Origin of the sequence: Bacillus sp. NMTD17, assembly GCF_002998735.1 — a bacterium.
GTDB lineage: Bacteria > Bacillota > Bacilli > Bacillales > Bacillaceae > Bacillus.
Map to the genome: position 1 here is coordinate 701,588 of NZ_PVRH01000002.1, position 18,351 is coordinate 719,938.

The window sequence follows — 18,351 nt, forward strand, 5'->3', positions numbered from 1 at the left end:
TATCAATGTTTTTTTCTTCGAGAAAGAAAGACGATATGCTAAACCCTCGCTTCATAAGGAGTCCAGCGGCTGTCCTGCCGCTGGTTTTAGTTAATATCTGTTCCGAAGCTCCCTTAATATAAAATCGTATACAAGGTTGAGCTGTTGTTCCTTTGGATACAGCATAAATTCTTGTTTTTTAGGAAGACCTCCATCAAGGCGATCTTGAAATTTCGTTCGGAGATACGCTGTTCTGTGCACCTGACTCTCAAATGATTTATATGAGACATCGAGTTCGACGGTTTGCTCATTTGTAAAGATGACCACCGTGTCTCCGAGGGATGATTCCTGGAAGGTATGAATGTATTTGTGGGAGATCCAGCCGCACTGAGGACGGTTGGATGAATAGGTTGGGAAGAAATACAAATGATTGGATGAGTCAATCACAATTGGAGGCTTGTGAGATATTCCTGTTACTTCATATGTTCCCGCTTTTCTGCCCGCATAGCTTGAGCCGAAGAATCTGCAACTGCGTTCAATAATTTGCAGGGGCTTTAATTCAACGTAAAAGCTTGTCTCTCTTTCTATGACTTTTGAATATACTCTTTTTCCTTCTTCAACCGGAAGGATCGCCATTGTTGTTTGATTAATGACGTATGAATCTAAAGGTGTTTCACTAATTCCTGACACTTCATTTCCTCCTGTGTTAATTTTTGGTTATTTTAGATACTATTAATCTATCACCAACATATAAGAAACGACAGGATTTTTTCAAAATTTATTAAAAATCATCTTTTTATCGTATTTTTTAGTCCATTCGATCTATCGAAAAGCCTTTTTTAATGATATATCACATCCTGTCGATCGGACAAGAGATGTCGATTTCGCTCAAAAATAAATTGTCTAAAAATTATAAATTCTTGTTGATTTTTTCTCCGCCAATCCATATACTATAAAAAAGGCATCGGGGGGATTCTTTATGAAAGAGAAAAAAACGTATGCTGAGCTCATGAAGTCCCGCAACACCCAAAAAACCGAAGAAAACGGCGTCACTATTTTAGACATCTATATTCAAATGGTTTTAGATGAGGCGCTTTATAAACAGCGCTTAACCTTCCTTAGAGAAGAGATTGATAAGGCGCTGGATCAGCGTGATGTAAAGCGATTCAACGACCTGTCAGCTCAATATGCAGAACACTGCTTACATCAATCATGATGATTTTACTTGCGGCAAAGAGACAGCAACTCGTCTCTTTACCGCAAGTTTTTTGTTTATCCATTTAAAATGGTTCCGCCATTTACATGCAGGATTTGTCCATTCATATAAGAGGAGTCTTCGCTCGCTAAAAACAAATAGCTCGGCGCAAGCTCTACTGGCTCACCAGGACGTTCCATTGGAACATCTCCGCCAAATTCTGAGACTTCCTTTTCCGTAAAGGTCGATGGAATGAGCGGTGTCCAAATAGGCCCTGGGGCTACCCCATTCACTCTGATCCCCTGTTTAATGAGCGATAAAGATAATGATCTCGTAAATGTCACGACTGCCCCTTTTGTAGATGAATAGTCGATCAAGGTTTCATGCCCTTTATAGGCTGTAACAGATGTGGTATTAATGATACTGCTTCCTTTCTTTAAATGAGGAAGAACCGCTTTTGTTAAATAAAACATGGCAAAAATATTCGTTTGAAATGTTCGAAGAAGCTGATGCGAGGTAATCTGTTCAATGCTTTTTTGCGGATGCTGTTCCCCGGCGTTGTTCACCAAAATATCGATGGAACCGAAAACATCTTTCGTTTTTTTGACGACCTCGTTTGAAAACGCCTCATCTCCTAAATCACCTGCAATTAAAATGGCGCGGCCTCCCGCCTTTTCAATATAGTCCTTCGTTTCCTCTGCATCGCGGTGTTCACTCAAGTAAACAATGGCGACATTGGCTCCTTCCTTCGCAAACAAGACCGAGACTGCTCTTCCGATCCCGCTGTCTCCACCTGTCACAATGGCTGTTTTCCCTGCTAACTTTTTATCCGGCACCTCTCGATCAAAAACAGGTCTAGGGTTCATTTTATATTCCAGACCTGGACGTTCATTTTGATGCTGAGGCGGCAATGTTTTCTTCGGCTGCTTTGTTGACACGTCTGTCCACTCCTTCCTTTTATCTTGTTTATTTTTATGTGTTGGCTATTTTTTTATGTATGTCAAACTAGTTTCCTTACGAATGTATGATTTTCATCATTGTGGAAAAATTATACACAACAAGTCACTAACTGGAGGCGACAATATGGAGCAAGAACATAAAGGATCGGAACAGGCAAAATCGTTATGGATAGCAGAAAGTCGGAAGCATTCTTTTCCTGCTGTACATGAGGATCTCACAGCAGATGTCATCATTGTTGGCGGCGGCATTACCGGTATCGCTACTGCGTTTGAAATGACAGAGCGCGGGCTGGATGTCATCATCATTGATGCCGATCAACTGCTGCAAGGTACGACCGGACATACGACAGCTAAGATTACCTCACAGCACGATGTGTACTACCATGAGCTGATTCAGCAAATTGGCATGCCCAAAGCTCGATTGTATGTAGAAGCAAACGAGAAAGCAAAAGAGCTGATTCAAGCTCGTGTCAAAGAGTACGACATCGATTGTCAGCTAGAGATAAAAGATGCTTACCTTTATACAAAGGAAGAAAGCGGTGTAAAAAAGTTAAAGAAGGAATTAGATGCCTACAAACAGCTTGGGATTGACCGAGAATGGAAAACAGCGCTTCCTTTTGATGCTGACATCAAAGCTGCCCTAGCAATGACGCAGCAGGCACAGTTTCATCCCCTTCATTATCTAAATGCACTAATCGACCAGCTCCTAGAGCGAGGTGTAAATATTTATGAACAGACAACTGCTGTTGACGTGAAAGAAGGAAACCGGCCTGCTGTCGTCACACAAGACGGACATCACCTGACAGGACGCTATATCATTTCCTGTTCGCACTTCCCTTTTTATGACGGGAAAGGACTTTATTTCACACGAATTCACCCAGAACAATCTTATGTGGTAGCAGCCAAAACAACGAAGCCGCTTCCAGACGGGATGTATTTAGGAATCGACCAGCCTGCTCATTCTTTAAGAACCGCAGAATGGCATGGTGAGGAAGTGGTTCTCATCGGAGGAGAAGGCCATAAAACTGGACAAGGCGTGGTTGAATCTGCTCACTATGAAGGATTAGAAAGGTTTGGAGACGCCACCCTTGGAATTGAAGAGGTGCTGTATCGCTGGTCGACACACGATATGGTCACAATGGATCAAATCCCTTACATTGGCCGCCTGACCAAACACCACCAAAATATCTTCGTTGCAACCGGTTTTAGAAAATGGGGCATGACGACAAGCCATGTCGCAGCCACTCTTATCGGTGATTTGATTGAGGGAAAATCGAATCCATACGAATCGATTTTTACGCCATCAAGACCTGTTTCTGACTCTTTCGTCAAAGATTTTATTAAAGAAAACAGCAATGTCGCTGCCAAGCTGATCAGTGGTAAATTAAAACGAACCGATCAAACAATTGATGATTTAAAGCCAGGTGAAGGCGGTATTGTATCTTACGAACATAAAAAATGCGGCGCCTTTAAATCAGAGGACGGGAATATCTTTCTTGTGGATACAACGTGTACTCACCTAGGCTGTGAAGTCGCTTGGAATAATAGCGACCGCACTTGGGATTGCCCGTGTCACGGCTCACGTTTTTCCATTACTGGAGAGGTAGTAGAAGGCCCAGCAAAGAAACCACTAAAAAGGTCTTATAAAGAACAGTAAAATTTTACTGATTCCCTTTAAAAAATCCAATATTATCCGATAAATAATATAAAGTCTGATAATTTGTGATGATTATGGGGGGACCAAAACATTGTTATTTAAAAAAGAGACGAAAAGAAAAAACACTGCTTTTTTCACACAGCAGGATGATGGGATAAAACGAATCAACTTTTTAAACAATACGGATATCGCGAAACAAATCAAAATGATAGACCTGACGCAGCATGACCTCTTTATTCTAAAACAGCTCAATCCAATTGTTCAGGAGGATATTGCACATATCGTTGATAAATTTTATAAAAATTTAGAAGTCGAATCTTCCTTGATGCATATCATTCAAGATAATAGTTCTGTCGAACGTTTGAAAAAAACACTCCGCATTCATATTAGTGAAATGTTTGCAGGTGTGGTTGATGAAGCCTATGTGGCAAAACGAATTAAAATTGCGCAAGTTCATTTACGGATTGGCCTCCAGCCTAAATGGTATATGGCAGCATTCCAGGATCTTCTGCTATCGATTATGGATTTATTTGCTCAGCATATCCAAGATTTCAAAGAATATCAGACAGCAGTCAAAGCGACGACGAAAATCTTAAATTTAGAGCAGCAGCTTGTCCTGGATACATTCCAAAATGAATATTCTAAAATTCGTGATGAAGCAGAACAGCAGCAGCAGGAGCTTCATACAAAAATCACAGAAACATCAAATTCGCTTGCTTCTCTCTTCTCAAACACAACAAATGCAGTGGACAAGCTTGTATCAAAATCTGATGAGATGGCGGACATGTCGCAAGCTGGAACGCAAATTTCAGCACAGGTCGAGGAAAAATCGATCGGCGGTAAAAAAGAATTAGAAATTCAACAAACACAAATGAACCAAATTGATGGCAGCATGACAAAGATTGAAACAGAAATTAAGCGTTTAGAAGAAATCGCCAAACAGATTGAACAAATCTTTGGGATTGTCACAGGCATTGCAGAGCAGACGAATTTGTTATCTTTAAATGCCTCAATCGAATCTGCACGAGCTGGTGAACATGGTAAAGGCTTTGCTGTCGTCGCAAACGAGGTTCGTAAATTGTCAGAGGACACAAAGAAAACGGTTTCAACCGTGTCTGAACTCGTCAACAATACCAATTCACAAATCTCCATTGTGTCTCAGCACATTGGGGACGTGAATTTACTCGTGACAGACAGTAAAGAAAAAATGACTCAAATCAATTCGCTCTTCGATGATATCGTCAGCAGCATGAACTTAAGTAAAAACCAAAATGGAAAAATTGAAATCGACCTTCAAACCTTCCTTAACGAATTGAAGGAAGTCAAACAAACGGTGTCCCAAGTTGCCAGCTCAGTCGAATCCTTAACAAGTCTCACAAATCGCTGATCCAGTCTTTTTTTTTCTGCTTTAGTATAATAGAAGAAAAGATAGAAAAGGCGGGATTTGCTTGACAACAATTTGCCTAGTCAGACACGGGGAAACAGATTGGAATGCAGCGAAACGAATTCAAGGACGAACAGATATCCCTTTAAACGACACTGGTAAATGGCAGGCTGAACAAACGGGACTTTACTTAAAGAATGTCCATTGGGATGTTGTCATTTCCAGTCCACTCACAAGGGCAAAAGAAACGGCTCACTTGATTTTAAAACATGTAGATGCGCCTCTTGTCATCATGGATGATTTCATTGAACGTGATTATGGTGACGCTGAAGGCATGTCGCTTGAGGAGCGCCAAAAGCTGTTTCCAGATAAACAGTATCCAAACATGGAGCCGCTTGAGGCGATTCAAGATCGAATGGTAGAAGGCATTGAGAAAGTCAGAGCAGCCTATCCAAATCAACAAGTCCTGATCGTGGCACACGGCGCTGCTATCCATGCTTTACTTACCACCTTAGCGGATGAACATCTGGGTCTAGAGAACACGAGACTTGTCAATGCTTGCTTAAATTATGTGGAATGGAAAGATGGTGAATGGAAGGTCCTTGATTACAACGTGGTCAGCCATTTAACTCAATCCTCCCCTTCTTAAAGAACCTGTTATTGTAACAGGTTCTTTTTAAACGACAAAAACAAAATAAAATAATATTTTTTTATATCGAAATTCGAAATAGATGCTAGACGTTTCTACCTATTTTAAGGCTTTTCGGGTATCGAATATTTGTCCGAAAATGGATCATAAGAAAAAAAGCACACTTCCTTTTTAATAGATAACCGCTGAAACAGTAGAACAAACATATTTTCCCAACGTTTCCAAGTGACTTAATTCCCCAATTTTCGCTAGGACTTTCACAAAAATTCGGGTCTACTCTTATTTGCCTACTTCCCTTAAACTGAATATACAGAATAATCAAACGAATCATTCTTATAGACTACGAATGATTATTCTGAAATAAGAAAAAAGGGATGTGGATTGTGCGTGAAAAAGAAAAATGTAATGACAAGTGTTATATTGGCTGTCCCTCTTCTGTTTTCAGCAGGGTTTGGAGGCTCCATGGCAAATGCCGAGACGGTCTCAAAGTCAGATAGTGAAAAGAGCTATATTGTTGGCTTTAAAGCCTCTGCCACCACAAACAGCTCTAAGAAACAAGCCGTCACTCAAAATGGCGGAAAACTAGAAAAGCAATATCGTCTTATTAATGCCGCACAAGTAAAGATGTCCGAACAAGCCGCAAAAAAACTTGAACATGACCCTAGCATTGCTTACGTAGAAGAAGACCACAAAGCAGAAGCATATGCACAAACCGTCCCTTATGGAATCCCTCAAATCAAAGCTCCAGCTGTACACGCTCAAGGTTATAAAGGTTCTAATGTCAAAGTAGCTGTCCTTGATACTGGAATCCACGCTGCACATCCTGACTTAAATGTTGCAGGCGGTGCCAGCTTCGTCCCTTCAGAGCCAAATGCCACCCAAGACTTTCAATCACATGGAACTCACGTAGCCGGAACCATTGCTGCCCTTGATAACACAATTGGTGTTCTTGGGGTCGCTCCAAGTGCTTCCCTATATGCTGTTAAAGTATTAGACCGCAATGGCGACGGACAATACAGCTGGATCATTAGCGGTATTGAATGGGCTGTAGCCAATAACATGGATGTCATCAATATGAGCTTAGGTGGACCAAACGGTTCAACAGCGCTTAAAAATGCCGTTGATACAGCAAATAACCGCGGAGTCGTTGTTGTGGCGGCCGCAGGTAATTCAGGTTCCACTGGCTCTACAAGTACAGTTGGCTATCCAGCAAAATATGATTCTACAATTGCCGTTGCCAATGTAAACAGCAGCAATGTCAGAAACTCGTCTTCCAGCGCAGGTCCTGAATTAGATGTTTCTGCACCTGGTACTTCTATTTTAAGTACAGTACCAAGCAGTGGATACACATCTTATACTGGAACTTCTATGGCGTCTCCTCATGTAGCAGGAGCAGCAGCGCTTATTCTTTCTAAAAATCCGAACCTATCAAATTCACAGGTTCGCCAGCGCTTAGAAAACACGGCAACACCGCTTGGTAACTCCTTCTATTACGGCAAAGGGTTAATCAACGCTCAAGCGGCTTCTAACTAAACAAGCGCGAAAAAAATCCGGCTGATCCAGCCGGTTTTTTTATTTATTGCTTCCTCGACGTTTCCTCTTTTTCCGCTGCATTTTCCATCTCCATGATTCTCTCCATCATGGTTGGGTGTCCATAGCGGAAGACCTTCACTAAAAGCGGTGGATTCACCTGAGACAGCCCTGATTTTGCAAGCTTTTGAAAAGACGTCACCCCTGCCTCTCCGTCTTTTGTCAGGTTTACCGCATATTCGTCAGCTGCTCGTTCTTGATGTCTTGAAACTGCATTTGTAAAAGGTGAAGCTGCAAATGACAGCATCGATACGATAATGAGAAGAAGCGGAAGAGCAGCGATGTCGTTTGACACCCTCAGCCGAAATGGAACTGCTCCCTTTTGATAAAAATAAAAATAGAGACGGTCAATCGCAAAAAATCCGGCAAGTGACAGCACTAGATATCCTGCTAATCCTATATAGACATGCTTCATGACGTAATGTCCCATTTCATGTGCCATAATAAATAAAATTTCGCGATCTTTCAGCTTTTGCAGTGTCGTATCCCATAACACAATACGCTTATTTTCACCAATCCCTGTGACATAAGCATTCATTGTATTCGTTTTCTCAGACATATTGACCTCATATACATGATCTGCCGGGATATGTGCTTTGTCTGCAAGCGTTAAGATCTTGTTCTCAAGAGCTTGATCCTTTAGTGGATAAAAATTGTTATATAACGGATCAATGACGACCGGCTGTATAAAGAAGAGAAATAGCGTGAAGGGGACTGTCAAACACCAAGCATACAGCCACCAACGCTTTCTTCTTTTTTGAATGAGCCAAAAGAATACAATAGCACATAGGGCAAGAAGTGGATATTGAATCCAGAAATCCAGTATTTGATCTTTAAACCAGCTTGCCGTACTTTGAGCAGATACTCCGTAGTGCAAAGACAGCTGATAGCCAATCCACTTAATGGGCAATGAAATCAGCATTGTCAAAAGCGACAACACAAACACATATACAAGTTTGCTTAAAAATGTGAAACGAGCTGCTGCCAGGCTCCAGTCTGCTATTTTTCGTGAAAACCCTGAAATGAGCAGAAGAAAAAAAACATACCAATCTAATGGAATTGTCATGAAATACAGCAGATTACGTATGTTCGAGAAATTCTCGCTGATGACAAGTTCATGGCTTGTCATAAAGGTATGCGGATCTGCACTTGTTCCTTTTACACTTTCAGGAACCGATGAATCCCCAAATAGAAACAAATAAGAATAAATAAAAAGACCGTACAATATGTAAGCTACCGTTGCAAGAGCTACCCATTTACGTACTCGCACTGGTCAGCCTCCTTTCCATCCCTCTCTCTATTCTAATCAACCATTTTTTTGTTTAGAACCTGTCTCATGTGGCTCCATCATAGCATGCCCCATCTGAAAAAGCTTTCGCGAAAAAAATGATTATGCTACTCGAAAATCGGAGATGCTACATATAAAACAGAGAGTTGGAGGATTAAAATGAAGAAAATCCTTGCAGGAGTTGTGATCTTTGGACTTTTACTCATTACCTTCTTTTATGTGTTCAGCCGGACGAGCGAAATCTTTGATGAGAATCGAGCAGAAAAATTGCTGCTTTCACCTGCAAACGAGTCCACTTCTTATGAAATAGATGATAAGGACACAGCAGAAGATTTAATAGAAGAATTAAACAAAGGCAAACAAACAAGCAATCATCTTAAGAAAAATTTAAAGGAACCAGATTATATCGCCAAGGTGATGTACGGCCGAACAAACGGCACCACCTTTCAGCTCTGGACGAGCCGATCACAGGTCGTTTTTTTAGTAGATGGGACTTATTATGAACTGAATCAAAAACAGTCTAATTCTTTTCAGAAACAGCTAAAAGAAGCGATTCAAAAGAGTTAAAATTTTATTTTAGCCCTTTGTCTTCTTTTCAGCGTGATAGAAAACCTTTTCAGACCTGAATGCGAGGGTTTGTCTACACGCTGAGGGAGCCTCCTCATAAGAGACTCCCTTTTTTTATTTACTTTCCTCTGCTTGATACTTTTCCTTTAGTGCTCTTCTTAAAATTTTACCTGTTGTGTTCTTTGGAATATCATCTATGAAATGGATCGTTTGGGGCTGCTTATATTTCGCTAAAAAGCGTGAACAATGTGTGATGATGTCTTCTTGATTGATGTGAGCATGTTTCTTAGGGGAAATGTAACAGACGACAGCTTCTCCGGTGTTCGGGTCTGGCACACCGATGACGACGGCTTCTGCTACAGCTTCATGTTGATAAAGCACTTCTTCTACTTCTCTTGGATAAACATTATACCCGCCAACGAGAATCATATCCTTTTTCCGATCGACAATATAAATGTATCCTTCTTCATCTCTTCTCGCTAAATCACCGGTATACAGCCAGCCGCCTCTTAGTGCAGCTTCAGTATCTTCTGGCATTTGATAGTAGCCTTTCATAATGTTTGGTCCTTTTGCTATCAGCTCTCCGACTTCATTTGGACCGACTTCTTCTCCCAGTTCATTCACGATCTTATTCTTCACATTCATAATGTCGGTCCCAACTGAACCGGGTTTTCTTTTTCCATCAAGAGGATTGAATGCAGTTACTGGGGAAGCCTCTGATAATCCGTAGCCCTCCAGCACCGTGACACCAAATTTTTTCTCAAAACCGTGAAGTAAGGCAACAGGCATTGAGGCACCGCCAGATATACAAATCCTCACTGAGGACATCGCTTCCTCGTGCCCTTCCTGGCAGTACAAATAGTTATACATAGTGGGAACACCAACAAATAACGTTGGCTTCTCTTTTTCCATCATACGCAAAAGCTCCGATGGGCTGAAATGCGGCATGACATAAATGGTCGCGCCATGAATCAATGGTGCATTCATACAAACCGTTAAACAAAATACGTGGAACATCGGCAAAGCGGCGATGACCTTGTCCTTTTCATCAATGGATAGGTACTCAGCGACGTCTCTGGCATTTGAATAAAGGTTGAAATGAGTCAGCATCGCACCCTTTGGTTTTCCTGTCGTGCCAGATGTAAATAGAATAACTGCCGTATCATCCTGATGAATAGAAGGATGCACGTTCTCTTTCGCATGACCAGACACAAGCTTTCCAAAGAAGACAAGACGATCAGATACTTCCTTAAAACTTGATCTGCATGCAGATTCATTTTCTGCACAAATAATCACTCGTTCAATAGACGGAAGCTGTTCGTACACCTGCTCGTACACTGGCAGTAGCTGTTCAGGGGCAACAATGCCTTTTACATCACCTGTAATCAGCATATAGCCAATTTCACTAGGCGTGTATGTTGGATTGACTGGTACTACGACAAGTCCTGCCTTTAAGGCACCAAAAAAAGAAATGACAAAATGCGGTGAATTTCCTAAAATAAGCGCGATATGGTCCCCAGCTTGAAACCCTTCGTTGACTAATCCATCTGCAAATCGCTCGATACTTGTCATCAGCTCTCGATAGGTCCACTTATTTCCTTCAAAGATCAGTGCGATATTTTCTCCTTTCGTCATCGCCGTCTGCTCTAGATTTTTGATCAAATCCATTCTCCCACCCCTTACACGTCATTAATGAATGAATAGCCATTCATTTTATGGCCAAACATTCCTCCTTTCTATTATAATAGACAATCGAAAAAATCCACAAGATCAAATGTGAATCGCTTTCATTTCTTTCAATCAAAAAAGCACCGCTATCTCTAGCCGTGCTTGTCCCTTTTAATAAATCAAATCAAGAAAATCCTCTTTTGATACGTTGCCGAAGTAGTGGCGCATATCCATATCTTCTAATACGTCGCTGATCGTTTTGCGATCATATTGCTGCCCAATGAGTCTTTTTTCAATATCAGCAATATCCCCTACACCAAAGAAATCACCAAAGATTTTGCAGTCTTGGATGATGCCTTTTTTCACTTCTAATCGAAGATCAATGGAGCCTGCTGGGAATCTTTTAGAATGCTGTAAATTAAATTTCGGTGAACGGCCGTAGTTCCATTCCCATTTTTGATATCGATCCCGAGAAATCTCGTGAATCTTTTCCCAATCCTTCTCAGTCAACTGATATTGAGGGACATCCCCATTCGTATCGAAAATGTAGCTTAAAAGAATTTTTCTAAATTCTTCTGTTGTCATCTTTTGATCCATCAATTCACTAATATTGGCAACCCTGCTTCTAATGGATTTAATGCCTTTTGATTCAATCTTTTCTTTTTTCACATTTAAAGCCGAAACGACATGTTCGATTTCTGAATCAAATAGCAGCGTGCCATGGCTGAAAATACGTCCTCTTGTAGCGAACTGGGCATTTCCAGAAATTTTTCGTCCATCTGCCATAATGTCATTTCTCCCGCTTAATTCCGCTTTGACACCAAGCTTTTCAAGCGCTTTGATGACTGGCTCGGTGAACTTTTTGAAGTTATGGAAGCTGTCCCCATCATCTTTTGTGATAAAACTGAAGTTTAAGTTTCCTTTGTCATGGTAAACTGCACCACCACCGGACAGGCGGCGGACAACTTTGATGCCGTTGTCTTCCACATACTTCGTATTGATTTCTTCTATTGTATTTTGGTTCTTTCCAATAATAATCGACGGCTGATTGATGTAAAACAGCAAATACGTTTCATCAGGATCTAAATATTTTAAGCAATACTCTTCTATTGCCAAATTAATCATTGGATCATAATGTTGTTCGTTATCGATAAACAGCATCTCTATCTTCCTTCCTTGTTCCATCTAAGCCCTGAATGGGCAAGCTGTATATTGCCAGTATATAACGCCTGTGCTTCATTGACTAGGTCTTTATGACGACCAAAATGGGGCAAATGCGTGATGATGAGTTCCCCAACATTTGCTTCCCTTGCAAGCTTGCCCGCCTCTGTACTGTTCATATGTCCTGCACCCGATCCGTCCTGTCCAGCATAAAAATTGCTTTCAGCAATCAGTAGATCTGCATCCTTGCTAAATGGGATAAATGCGTCCTGATAACTTGAGTCTGCTGTATACACCACCACAGCATCCCCTGCCTGAATTCTCATAGCATAGCATTCTGCCGGATGAACCGTTTTCAAAAAATCAATTTGAAATGGACCAATTTGAATACCCTCTTCTGGCTGATAAGCCTCTGCCTTAGTATGTACATCATCCGCAAGTCGCCCAAATGCTTTTTGATCACCCGTATGTCCATAGATCGGAAGCGGACCGCTGCTTTTTCCTAAATGATATCCCACTAGCTTCGCATATTGGAGTGGTCCGATATCCGCAATATGATCGTGGTGATAATGAGAAAGGAGAACAGCATCTAGTTCTTCTATATCCATGTATTGCTGCAGTTTGGAAAGAACACCGCTCCCGCAGTCTACAAGCAGACGAAAGCCATCTGATTCAAAAAGGTACCCTGACGTCGCTTCACCAGCGGCCGGAAACCCTCCGTAGCATCCAATGACAGTTAATTTCATCGTCATTTTTCCCTCCTTTTCTAAAAATCCCCTTCTTACAATATACCCATTTTTCATGAAAAAAGCATTCTTCTTGCCTATTGTTGCAAAACAGATTGACAATTATCAATCTGTTATAATACAATAATAGCAACAAAATGTATTGGAGGATGACAAATGCTAGGAAAAATCACTGAGTTTTTTAGAAATTTGCCCTCAAAGAAATGCACAAAATGTGGAAATGATTTAATGGAACAACACGAGTGTTACGGTAATGAATGTGAGGAATGCTCACAAGTAAGTTATCTTAAATAAGGTAAAAAATTGAATTAAAAAGCACTTTTTTCCTCCATCGTCAGTTGGAGTCAAAAGTGCTTTTTATTTTTTCTAAAAAATAGGTAAAAAGGTAAAACCCTTGTCCTAAAAGGGTTTTTTAGTATTTTCATATGATGAGTTTTAGTTCTGAAGACACTTTTTATTGACTTGAATTAATAAAGGAGGTTCTAAATGTTCATTTTTTCAAACAATTTTGTATTTTCTTAATATAATTTAATCGTGGACGAGCCTCTTTAATTTTAGTTATACTTTAATTCATATATTAAAACTTAATATGATGGGAATATTCCTTTAATGAATATGTTAGGGAGGAAATCTATGAAAAAATTAAAATTTGGATTAGCTACACAAATCCTAATCGGTCTTATTCTCGGTGTCGTTGTTGGGGCAATCTTTTTCGGTAACCCAGGCGTTGAGACTTATTTAAAACCAATTGGAGACTTCTTCTTAAGACTCATTAAGATGATTGTTATACCAATTGTCGTATCTAGCTTAATTTTAGGTGTTGCAGGTGCCGGTGATGGTAAAAAAGTAGGGAAACTTGGTTTTAGAACTATTCTTTATTTTGAAATTATCACAACATTTGCGATTATTCTTGGTCTTGCGCTTGCAAACTTTGTTCAACCTGGTGCAGGCGTTGACTTTGGAAATACGGAAAAACAAGATATTAGCCAGTATGTTGAAACGGAAAAAGAGCAAAGCAGCAAATCAGTTGCTGATACGTTCCTTCATATCGTTCCAACGAACTTCTTCCAATCATTGGCGGAAGGTGATTTGCTTGCGATTATTTTCTTCACTGTGTTATTTGCTCTTGGCGTTTCAGCCATTGGTGAACGCGGCAAACCAGTGCTCGCCTTCTTCGAAGGTGTATCACACGCCATGTTCCATGTCGTCAATGTTGTGATGAAAGCCGCACCATTTGGTGTCTTCGCACTCATTGGTGTGACTGTATCAAAATTTGGTCTTGAATCTCTTATTTCATTAGGTAAGCTTGTAGGTCTTGTTTATTTTGCGCTCGCTCTCTTCCTTATCGTTGTATTCGGAATTATTGGAAAGATGATTGGCGTCAATATTTTCAGATTTCTTGCTTACATGAAAGACGAAATGCTTCTTGCCTTTAGTACATCCAGCTCTGAAACAGTTTTACCAAGAGTCATGGATAAAATGGAACGCATTGGATGTCCGAAGGGAATTGTTTCTTTCGTTATCCCAATCGGTTATACGTTTAACCTAGACGGCTCCGTACTGTATCAAGCTATTGCTGCGCTTTTCCTTGCACAGGTATATGGCATTGACCTCACGATCGTCCAGCAGCTCACACTTGTTCTTGTACTGATGGTGACATCTAAAGGAATGGCTGCCGTTCCTGGCACTTCCTTTGTTGTATTACTCGCAACATTAGGAACGATCGGTGTACCTGCTGAAGGTCTTGCATTTATTGCAGGTGTGGATCGTATCATGGATATGGCGCGAACAGTTGTTAACTTAACAGGAAATGCACTTGCAGCTGTTGTGATGTCTAAATGGGAAGGACAATATGACCCTGAAAAAGGACATCGCGTGATGACTGGACAAGAAGTACCTGAACCGACACAGCTTTCAAGCTAACGAAAAAAGAACCCCATCTATCGGGGTTCTTTTTTCGTGATTAATTCTGATTGAACATAGTGATAAAGGAGATTCGCTGTATGGACGAGAGAATCTTCATGTGTTCGTTCAAATGCATGCGAGGAATCTATGCCAGGACCAATCAGTCCATGAATGATATCATATCCTGCTCTAATGGCTGCTGATGCATCAGAGCCGTAATAAGGGTAAATATCTAGACGGTAATCAATATTGTTCTCCTCTGCTAACGCGGCTAAATGCTTGCGTAATCCATAATGATAAGGACCGCTTGAGTCCTTCACACAAATAGACACACTGTATTCATCTGTTGATTGACCATCGCCGATAGCTCCCATATCGACAGCGAGGTATTCCACCGTTTCTTCTGGAATATTGGAATTTCCACCGTAGCCAATCTCTTCATTATTGGAAATTAAGAAGTGCGTCGTATGCGGCAATGTGATGTTTTCCTTTTGAATGCGGTGGATGAGTCGCAGCAAGAGCGCCACACTTGCCTTGTCATCAAGGTGTCTTGATTTAATAAAACCTGAAGACGTCACTTCCACTCTAGGATCAAATGAGATAAAGTCCCCTACTTGAATGCCAAGTGCTTTGACATCGTCTGCATTTTGCACCTTTTCATCGAGTCGGATCTCCATATTCTCTTGGTTTCGTTTTGCTTTTCCCGCATCCGCATAGACATGAACTGACGTTTGATGCATGAGAATGGTTCCTGTGTATGTATGGCCTGAAGCGGTTTCAATTTCACAGTATTCACCTTCGATTGAGTTATACTGAAAGCCTCCAATGAGTGCAAGACGAAGCCGTCCATTTGATTTAATCTCCTTTACCATCGCACCAAGCGTATCGACATGTGCTGTCAGCATGCGGTGTTCCTTATCATCGGTTCCTTTAATAGTGGCAATTAAGCCGCCCTTTCGATTTCGTTTTGTCTCAATATTTACATCCTGTAAAAAGCGTTCAACAAAGCCAATCACCTTTTCTGTATTCCCTGACGGACTTGGGATCGATACGAGCTTTTGAATCAGCTGAACGGTTTCGTTTACTTCAGTTGTCATTCGGCATTTCCTCCTTTGTCTGAAAGCAATTCCTTCCATGTATGCCTTTTATAGCATCCCTTCTTAAAATATATCGCTTCGGGTTCAAGATGTCTAATTTCAAATCAAAAATCCTTCCTCTATAAAGAGAAAGGATTTCTTGATTAAGCTTCGTCTTGTTTCATTTTTCTTACGTTCCAAGCAAAGTAAGCTGTTGTTGCCGCCATCATGATGATCGCAACTGTTCCAAGAATCGCTGCTTGGTGCCATAAATAGCTGTCATCACCGCTTGCAATGATCGTTCTAAATCCATTGATTGTATACGTCATTGGAAGCAGACTATGAATGACTTGGAAGAATTTAGGGACAAGCTCAAGCGGGAATGTACCAGCACTTGCTGCGAGCTGAAGAACTAAGATAATGACGGCAATGAAGCGTCCTGGGTTCCCCATTGTTGTCGCTAGCAGCTGAATGATCGCTAAGAATGTCAGACTGACGATGATTGCAAAGAGATAGAAGCGCCAGAGGCTTTCCACCTCAAGACCAAGCCCAAAGATGAGCATCGTACTTGCAATGACTGCTTGCAGGATACCGACAAGCAGAAGCACGCTATATTTGCTGACAAACCATTCAAACGCATTTCTAGGGCGTCCAGCAGGGTCTTTCATTGGGAATACAACGGTGAGCATCAGAGCCCCAACAAAGAGTCCCATGGATAAAATATAAGGCGTGAGCCCTGTTCCATAATTATCAATCTTTTTCGCTGTATCATTCTCTGTTTTAACAGGGCTTGCAATCATATTGTAATTGTCTTGATTTGCATCAATTTCCCCTGTTTCATCAGCGGCGCTTTTCAATTTATTGGACAGCTTACCTGTACCGCTCTTTAAATCTCCCAATCCTTTATCAAGCGATTTTGAGCCTTCGGCAAGCTTAGATGTATTGCTTTGGATATTTGTTGAACCACTTTCCAGCTTATTTAACGCTGCGCTAAGCTGGCTTGATCCATTTGCAAGCTTATCCGCTCCGCTTTTCGCCGTATCAAGCTTTCCATTTGCTGTTTGCAGGCCATCTTGTAATTGGCCTTGACCTGTTTGAAGCTTCAATGCACCTTGATATAATTTATTCGTACCAGATGTCATTTGGTCGATCGCATTTTGTATCGCGACTGTAGACGTGTACAGCTGTTCTGTTTTCTTTGGCAGCTGTTTGACTTGCTGCAGCTGAGCTTTTGCAGATGCAACCGCAGACTGTACCTCACTTGCATCAGGCAGTTCCTGCAAGGCCGCTAAGCTTTGTTCGAGTCCAGACAGATCAGGCAGTTCGATTTTAGGCAGACTGTTCAGCTGATCCATTGCCGCCTTTTTCTCTTCATCTGTCATGGAGCTGTTTTGGATAATGCTTTTTACTTTAGCATCTCGATTTGATAATGCTTCTTTTAATGAAGCAAGTTTTGTACTGAACGTTTTTGCGTCTTTTTTCACCTGATCGAGTTTAGGCGCCATCTTTTCAAGATTCGCTAATTCTGGTGACGATAAGACTTTTTCTACTGCTGCAATTTTTTCTGAAAAGGATTGTGCTTTATTGTTTAGCTGCTCAATGCCCGCTGTGAATTGCGGCATTTTAGAAGCGAGCTGCTGATGTCCTTCACGGCTTGTGTTTAATCCTTCGGTTAATGTATCAATTCCTGTACCAAGATCTCCAAATTTCTGATCAATGGTTTGATAGCCTGTTAAGAGCTGACCGAGCCCACTGTCTAGAGACTGTATGCCTGTGTTCAGTTCACCCATTTTCCCTGCGAACTGATGAACACCTTCGCTATAGGTTAACGTACCTTCAGCCAATTTGGCTAAGTTGTCTTTTAACTTTGTACTGCCATCTTTTGCGCTTTTTGTTCCGTCATCAATTTTCTTCGCGCCATCGCTTGCTTGATCTAATCCTTTTGCAATCGTTTTGAAGTTATCAAAGATGACCTCGGCGTAATTTTTTGTGACTTCCTTTGAAACCGAATCTTTTAATTTGATAATGGCATTATTCGCAATTTGTGACGCCGCATAGTTTGCGCCTGGATTCGTATAATATTTCAGATTCGATTTTTTCGGATGTTTATCTAACACTGTACTTGCATTTTTCGAGAAGTCTTTTGGTATTTCCACAACGAGATAATAATCCTCGTTATTTAATCCCTTTACGGCCTTTTCTTCACTATCGACAAAATTCCATTTGAAATTATCGTTTTTCTTTAATTCCTTCACTAAATCATCGCCGACATGAAGGGTTTTCCCGTCATAATGACTGCCTTCATCCAAGTTGACAACCGCTACAGGCAGTTGATCAACTGTACCATATGGATCCCAATATGCTTTTAAAAATACACCACTGTAAATCAGCGGAATAAATAAGACAGCTAAAATCGGGATCAGTAGTTTTTTGCTCGTTACAATGTCTTTCCATTGATTCCGAATTAAATTCATTGCTGTTTTCCTCCCATAGATGAATGACTAAATATAAAATTTGGTCATATGAA

16 protein-coding genes and 1 pseudogene are annotated in these 18,351 nt (G+C 40.9%); 9 read left to right on the forward strand and 8 right to left on the reverse strand.

Annotation, left to right across the window (positions count from 1 at the left end):
* Positions 1 to 90: 90 nt before the first annotated feature.
* Entirely contained in the window at positions 91 to 669 is a 579-nt protein-coding gene (locus tag C6347_RS08710) for a competence protein ComK (RefSeq protein ID WP_060595938.1), read from the reverse strand.
* Positions 670 to 958: 289 nt separating this feature from the next.
* Here C6347_RS08710 and C6347_RS08715 point away from each other — a divergent pair, with 289 nt between their 5' ends.
* A complete protein-coding gene (locus tag C6347_RS08715) occupies positions 959 to 1,195 on the forward strand; it encodes an IDEAL domain-containing protein (protein WP_060595937.1) in 237 nt (78 codons plus the stop codon).
* Positions 1,196 to 1,251: 56 nt separating this feature from the next.
* Here the strand turns inward: C6347_RS08715 and C6347_RS08720 are convergent, their stop codons facing one another.
* On the reverse strand, positions 1,252 to 2,112 hold the full coding sequence (locus tag C6347_RS08720) for an SDR family oxidoreductase (protein WP_106061818.1): 861 nt from the start codon (positions 2,110 to 2,112) through the stop codon (positions 1,252 to 1,254).
* Between the two features lie 145 nt (positions 2,113 to 2,257).
* Between C6347_RS08720 and C6347_RS08725 the strand changes: the two genes are divergently transcribed.
* The 5 genes and pseudogenes from C6347_RS08725 (at position 2,258) to C6347_RS08740 (ending at position 7,356) form a co-directional block, all read left to right on the forward strand.
* Positions 2,258 to 3,790 (forward strand): FAD-dependent oxidoreductase, encoded by a 1,533-nt coding sequence (locus C6347_RS08725; RefSeq protein ID WP_106071585.1) that lies wholly within the window; start codon positions 2,258 to 2,260, stop codon positions 3,788 to 3,790.
* A gap of 91 nt (positions 3,791 to 3,881) precedes the next feature.
* Positions 3,882 to 4,421 (forward strand): annotated as a pseudogene (locus tag C6347_RS19700) (protoglobin family protein); the annotation flags it as partial.
* 240 nt (positions 4,422 to 4,661) lie between these two features.
* A complete protein-coding gene (locus C6347_RS19705; RefSeq protein WP_407707228.1) occupies positions 4,662 to 5,177 on the forward strand; it encodes a methyl-accepting chemotaxis protein in 516 nt (171 codons plus the stop codon).
* A gap of 61 nt (positions 5,178 to 5,238) precedes the next feature.
* Positions 5,239 to 5,823, forward strand: a complete 585-nt coding sequence (locus C6347_RS08735; RefSeq protein WP_066031078.1) for a histidine phosphatase family protein — start codon at positions 5,239 to 5,241, stop codon at positions 5,821 to 5,823.
* A 387-nt stretch (positions 5,824 to 6,210) separates the two neighbouring features.
* Entirely contained in the window at positions 6,211 to 7,356 is a 1,146-nt protein-coding gene (locus tag C6347_RS08740; protein WP_106048745.1) for a serine alkaline protease SapB, read from the forward strand.
* Positions 7,357 to 7,399: 43 nt separating this feature from the next.
* Here C6347_RS08740 and C6347_RS08745 read toward each other — a convergent pair whose 3' ends face one another.
* Complete coding sequence (locus C6347_RS08745; protein WP_034663538.1) at positions 7,400 to 8,683, reverse strand: M48 family metallopeptidase; 1,284 nt, start codon at positions 8,681 to 8,683, stop codon at positions 7,400 to 7,402.
* A gap of 177 nt (positions 8,684 to 8,860) precedes the next feature.
* Between C6347_RS08745 and C6347_RS08750 the strand changes: the two genes are divergently transcribed.
* A complete protein-coding gene (locus C6347_RS08750; protein ID WP_066031080.1) occupies positions 8,861 to 9,268 on the forward strand; it encodes a YhfM domain-containing protein in 408 nt (135 codons plus the stop codon).
* 114 nt (positions 9,269 to 9,382) lie between these two features.
* On the opposite strand, the gene C6347_RS08755 is transcribed toward C6347_RS08750, so the two are convergent.
* From C6347_RS08755 to C6347_RS08765, 3 genes are all read right to left on the reverse strand, one after another.
* On the reverse strand, positions 9,383 to 10,936 hold the full coding sequence (locus C6347_RS08755; RefSeq protein ID WP_060595931.1) for a fatty acid--CoA ligase family protein: 1,554 nt from the start codon (positions 10,934 to 10,936) through the stop codon (positions 9,383 to 9,385).
* 171 nt (positions 10,937 to 11,107) lie between these two features.
* On the reverse strand, positions 11,108 to 12,097 hold the full coding sequence (gene lplA / locus C6347_RS08760; protein ID WP_060595930.1) for a lipoate--protein ligase: 990 nt from the start codon (positions 12,095 to 12,097) through the stop codon (positions 11,108 to 11,110).
* 2 nt (positions 12,098 to 12,099) lie between these two features.
* On the reverse strand, positions 12,100 to 12,843 hold the full coding sequence (locus C6347_RS08765; protein ID WP_181185453.1) for an MBL fold metallo-hydrolase: 744 nt from the start codon (positions 12,841 to 12,843) through the stop codon (positions 12,100 to 12,102).
* A 156-nt stretch (positions 12,844 to 12,999) separates the two neighbouring features.
* Here C6347_RS08765 and yhfH point away from each other — a divergent pair, with 156 nt between their 5' ends.
* Positions 13,000 to 13,137 (forward strand): protein YhfH, encoded by a 138-nt coding sequence (gene yhfH / locus C6347_RS08770; protein WP_008359029.1) that lies wholly within the window; start codon positions 13,000 to 13,002, stop codon positions 13,135 to 13,137.
* Positions 13,138 to 13,476: 339 nt separating this feature from the next.
* The gene (locus C6347_RS08775; RefSeq protein ID WP_034663550.1) at positions 13,477 to 14,766 is read left to right on the forward strand and encodes a glutamate/proton symporter GltT; all 1,290 of its coding nucleotides are present in this window, start codon (positions 13,477 to 13,479) and stop codon (positions 14,764 to 14,766) included.
* Positions 14,767 to 14,783: 17 nt separating this feature from the next.
* Here C6347_RS08775 and C6347_RS08780 read toward each other — a convergent pair whose 3' ends face one another.
* Together C6347_RS08780 and C6347_RS08785 are read right to left on the reverse strand one after the other, a co-directional pair.
* The gene (locus C6347_RS08780; protein WP_066031081.1) at positions 14,784 to 15,845 is read right to left on the reverse strand and encodes a M42 family metallopeptidase; all 1,062 of its coding nucleotides are present in this window, start codon (positions 15,843 to 15,845) and stop codon (positions 14,784 to 14,786) included.
* 143 nt (positions 15,846 to 15,988) lie between these two features.
* Positions 15,989 to 18,298: a YhgE/Pip domain-containing protein gene (locus C6347_RS08785; protein ID WP_060595928.1), complete on the reverse strand. Its 2,310-nt coding sequence runs from the start codon at positions 18,296 to 18,298 to the stop codon at positions 15,989 to 15,991.
* Positions 18,299 to 18,351 lie beyond the last annotated feature (53 nt).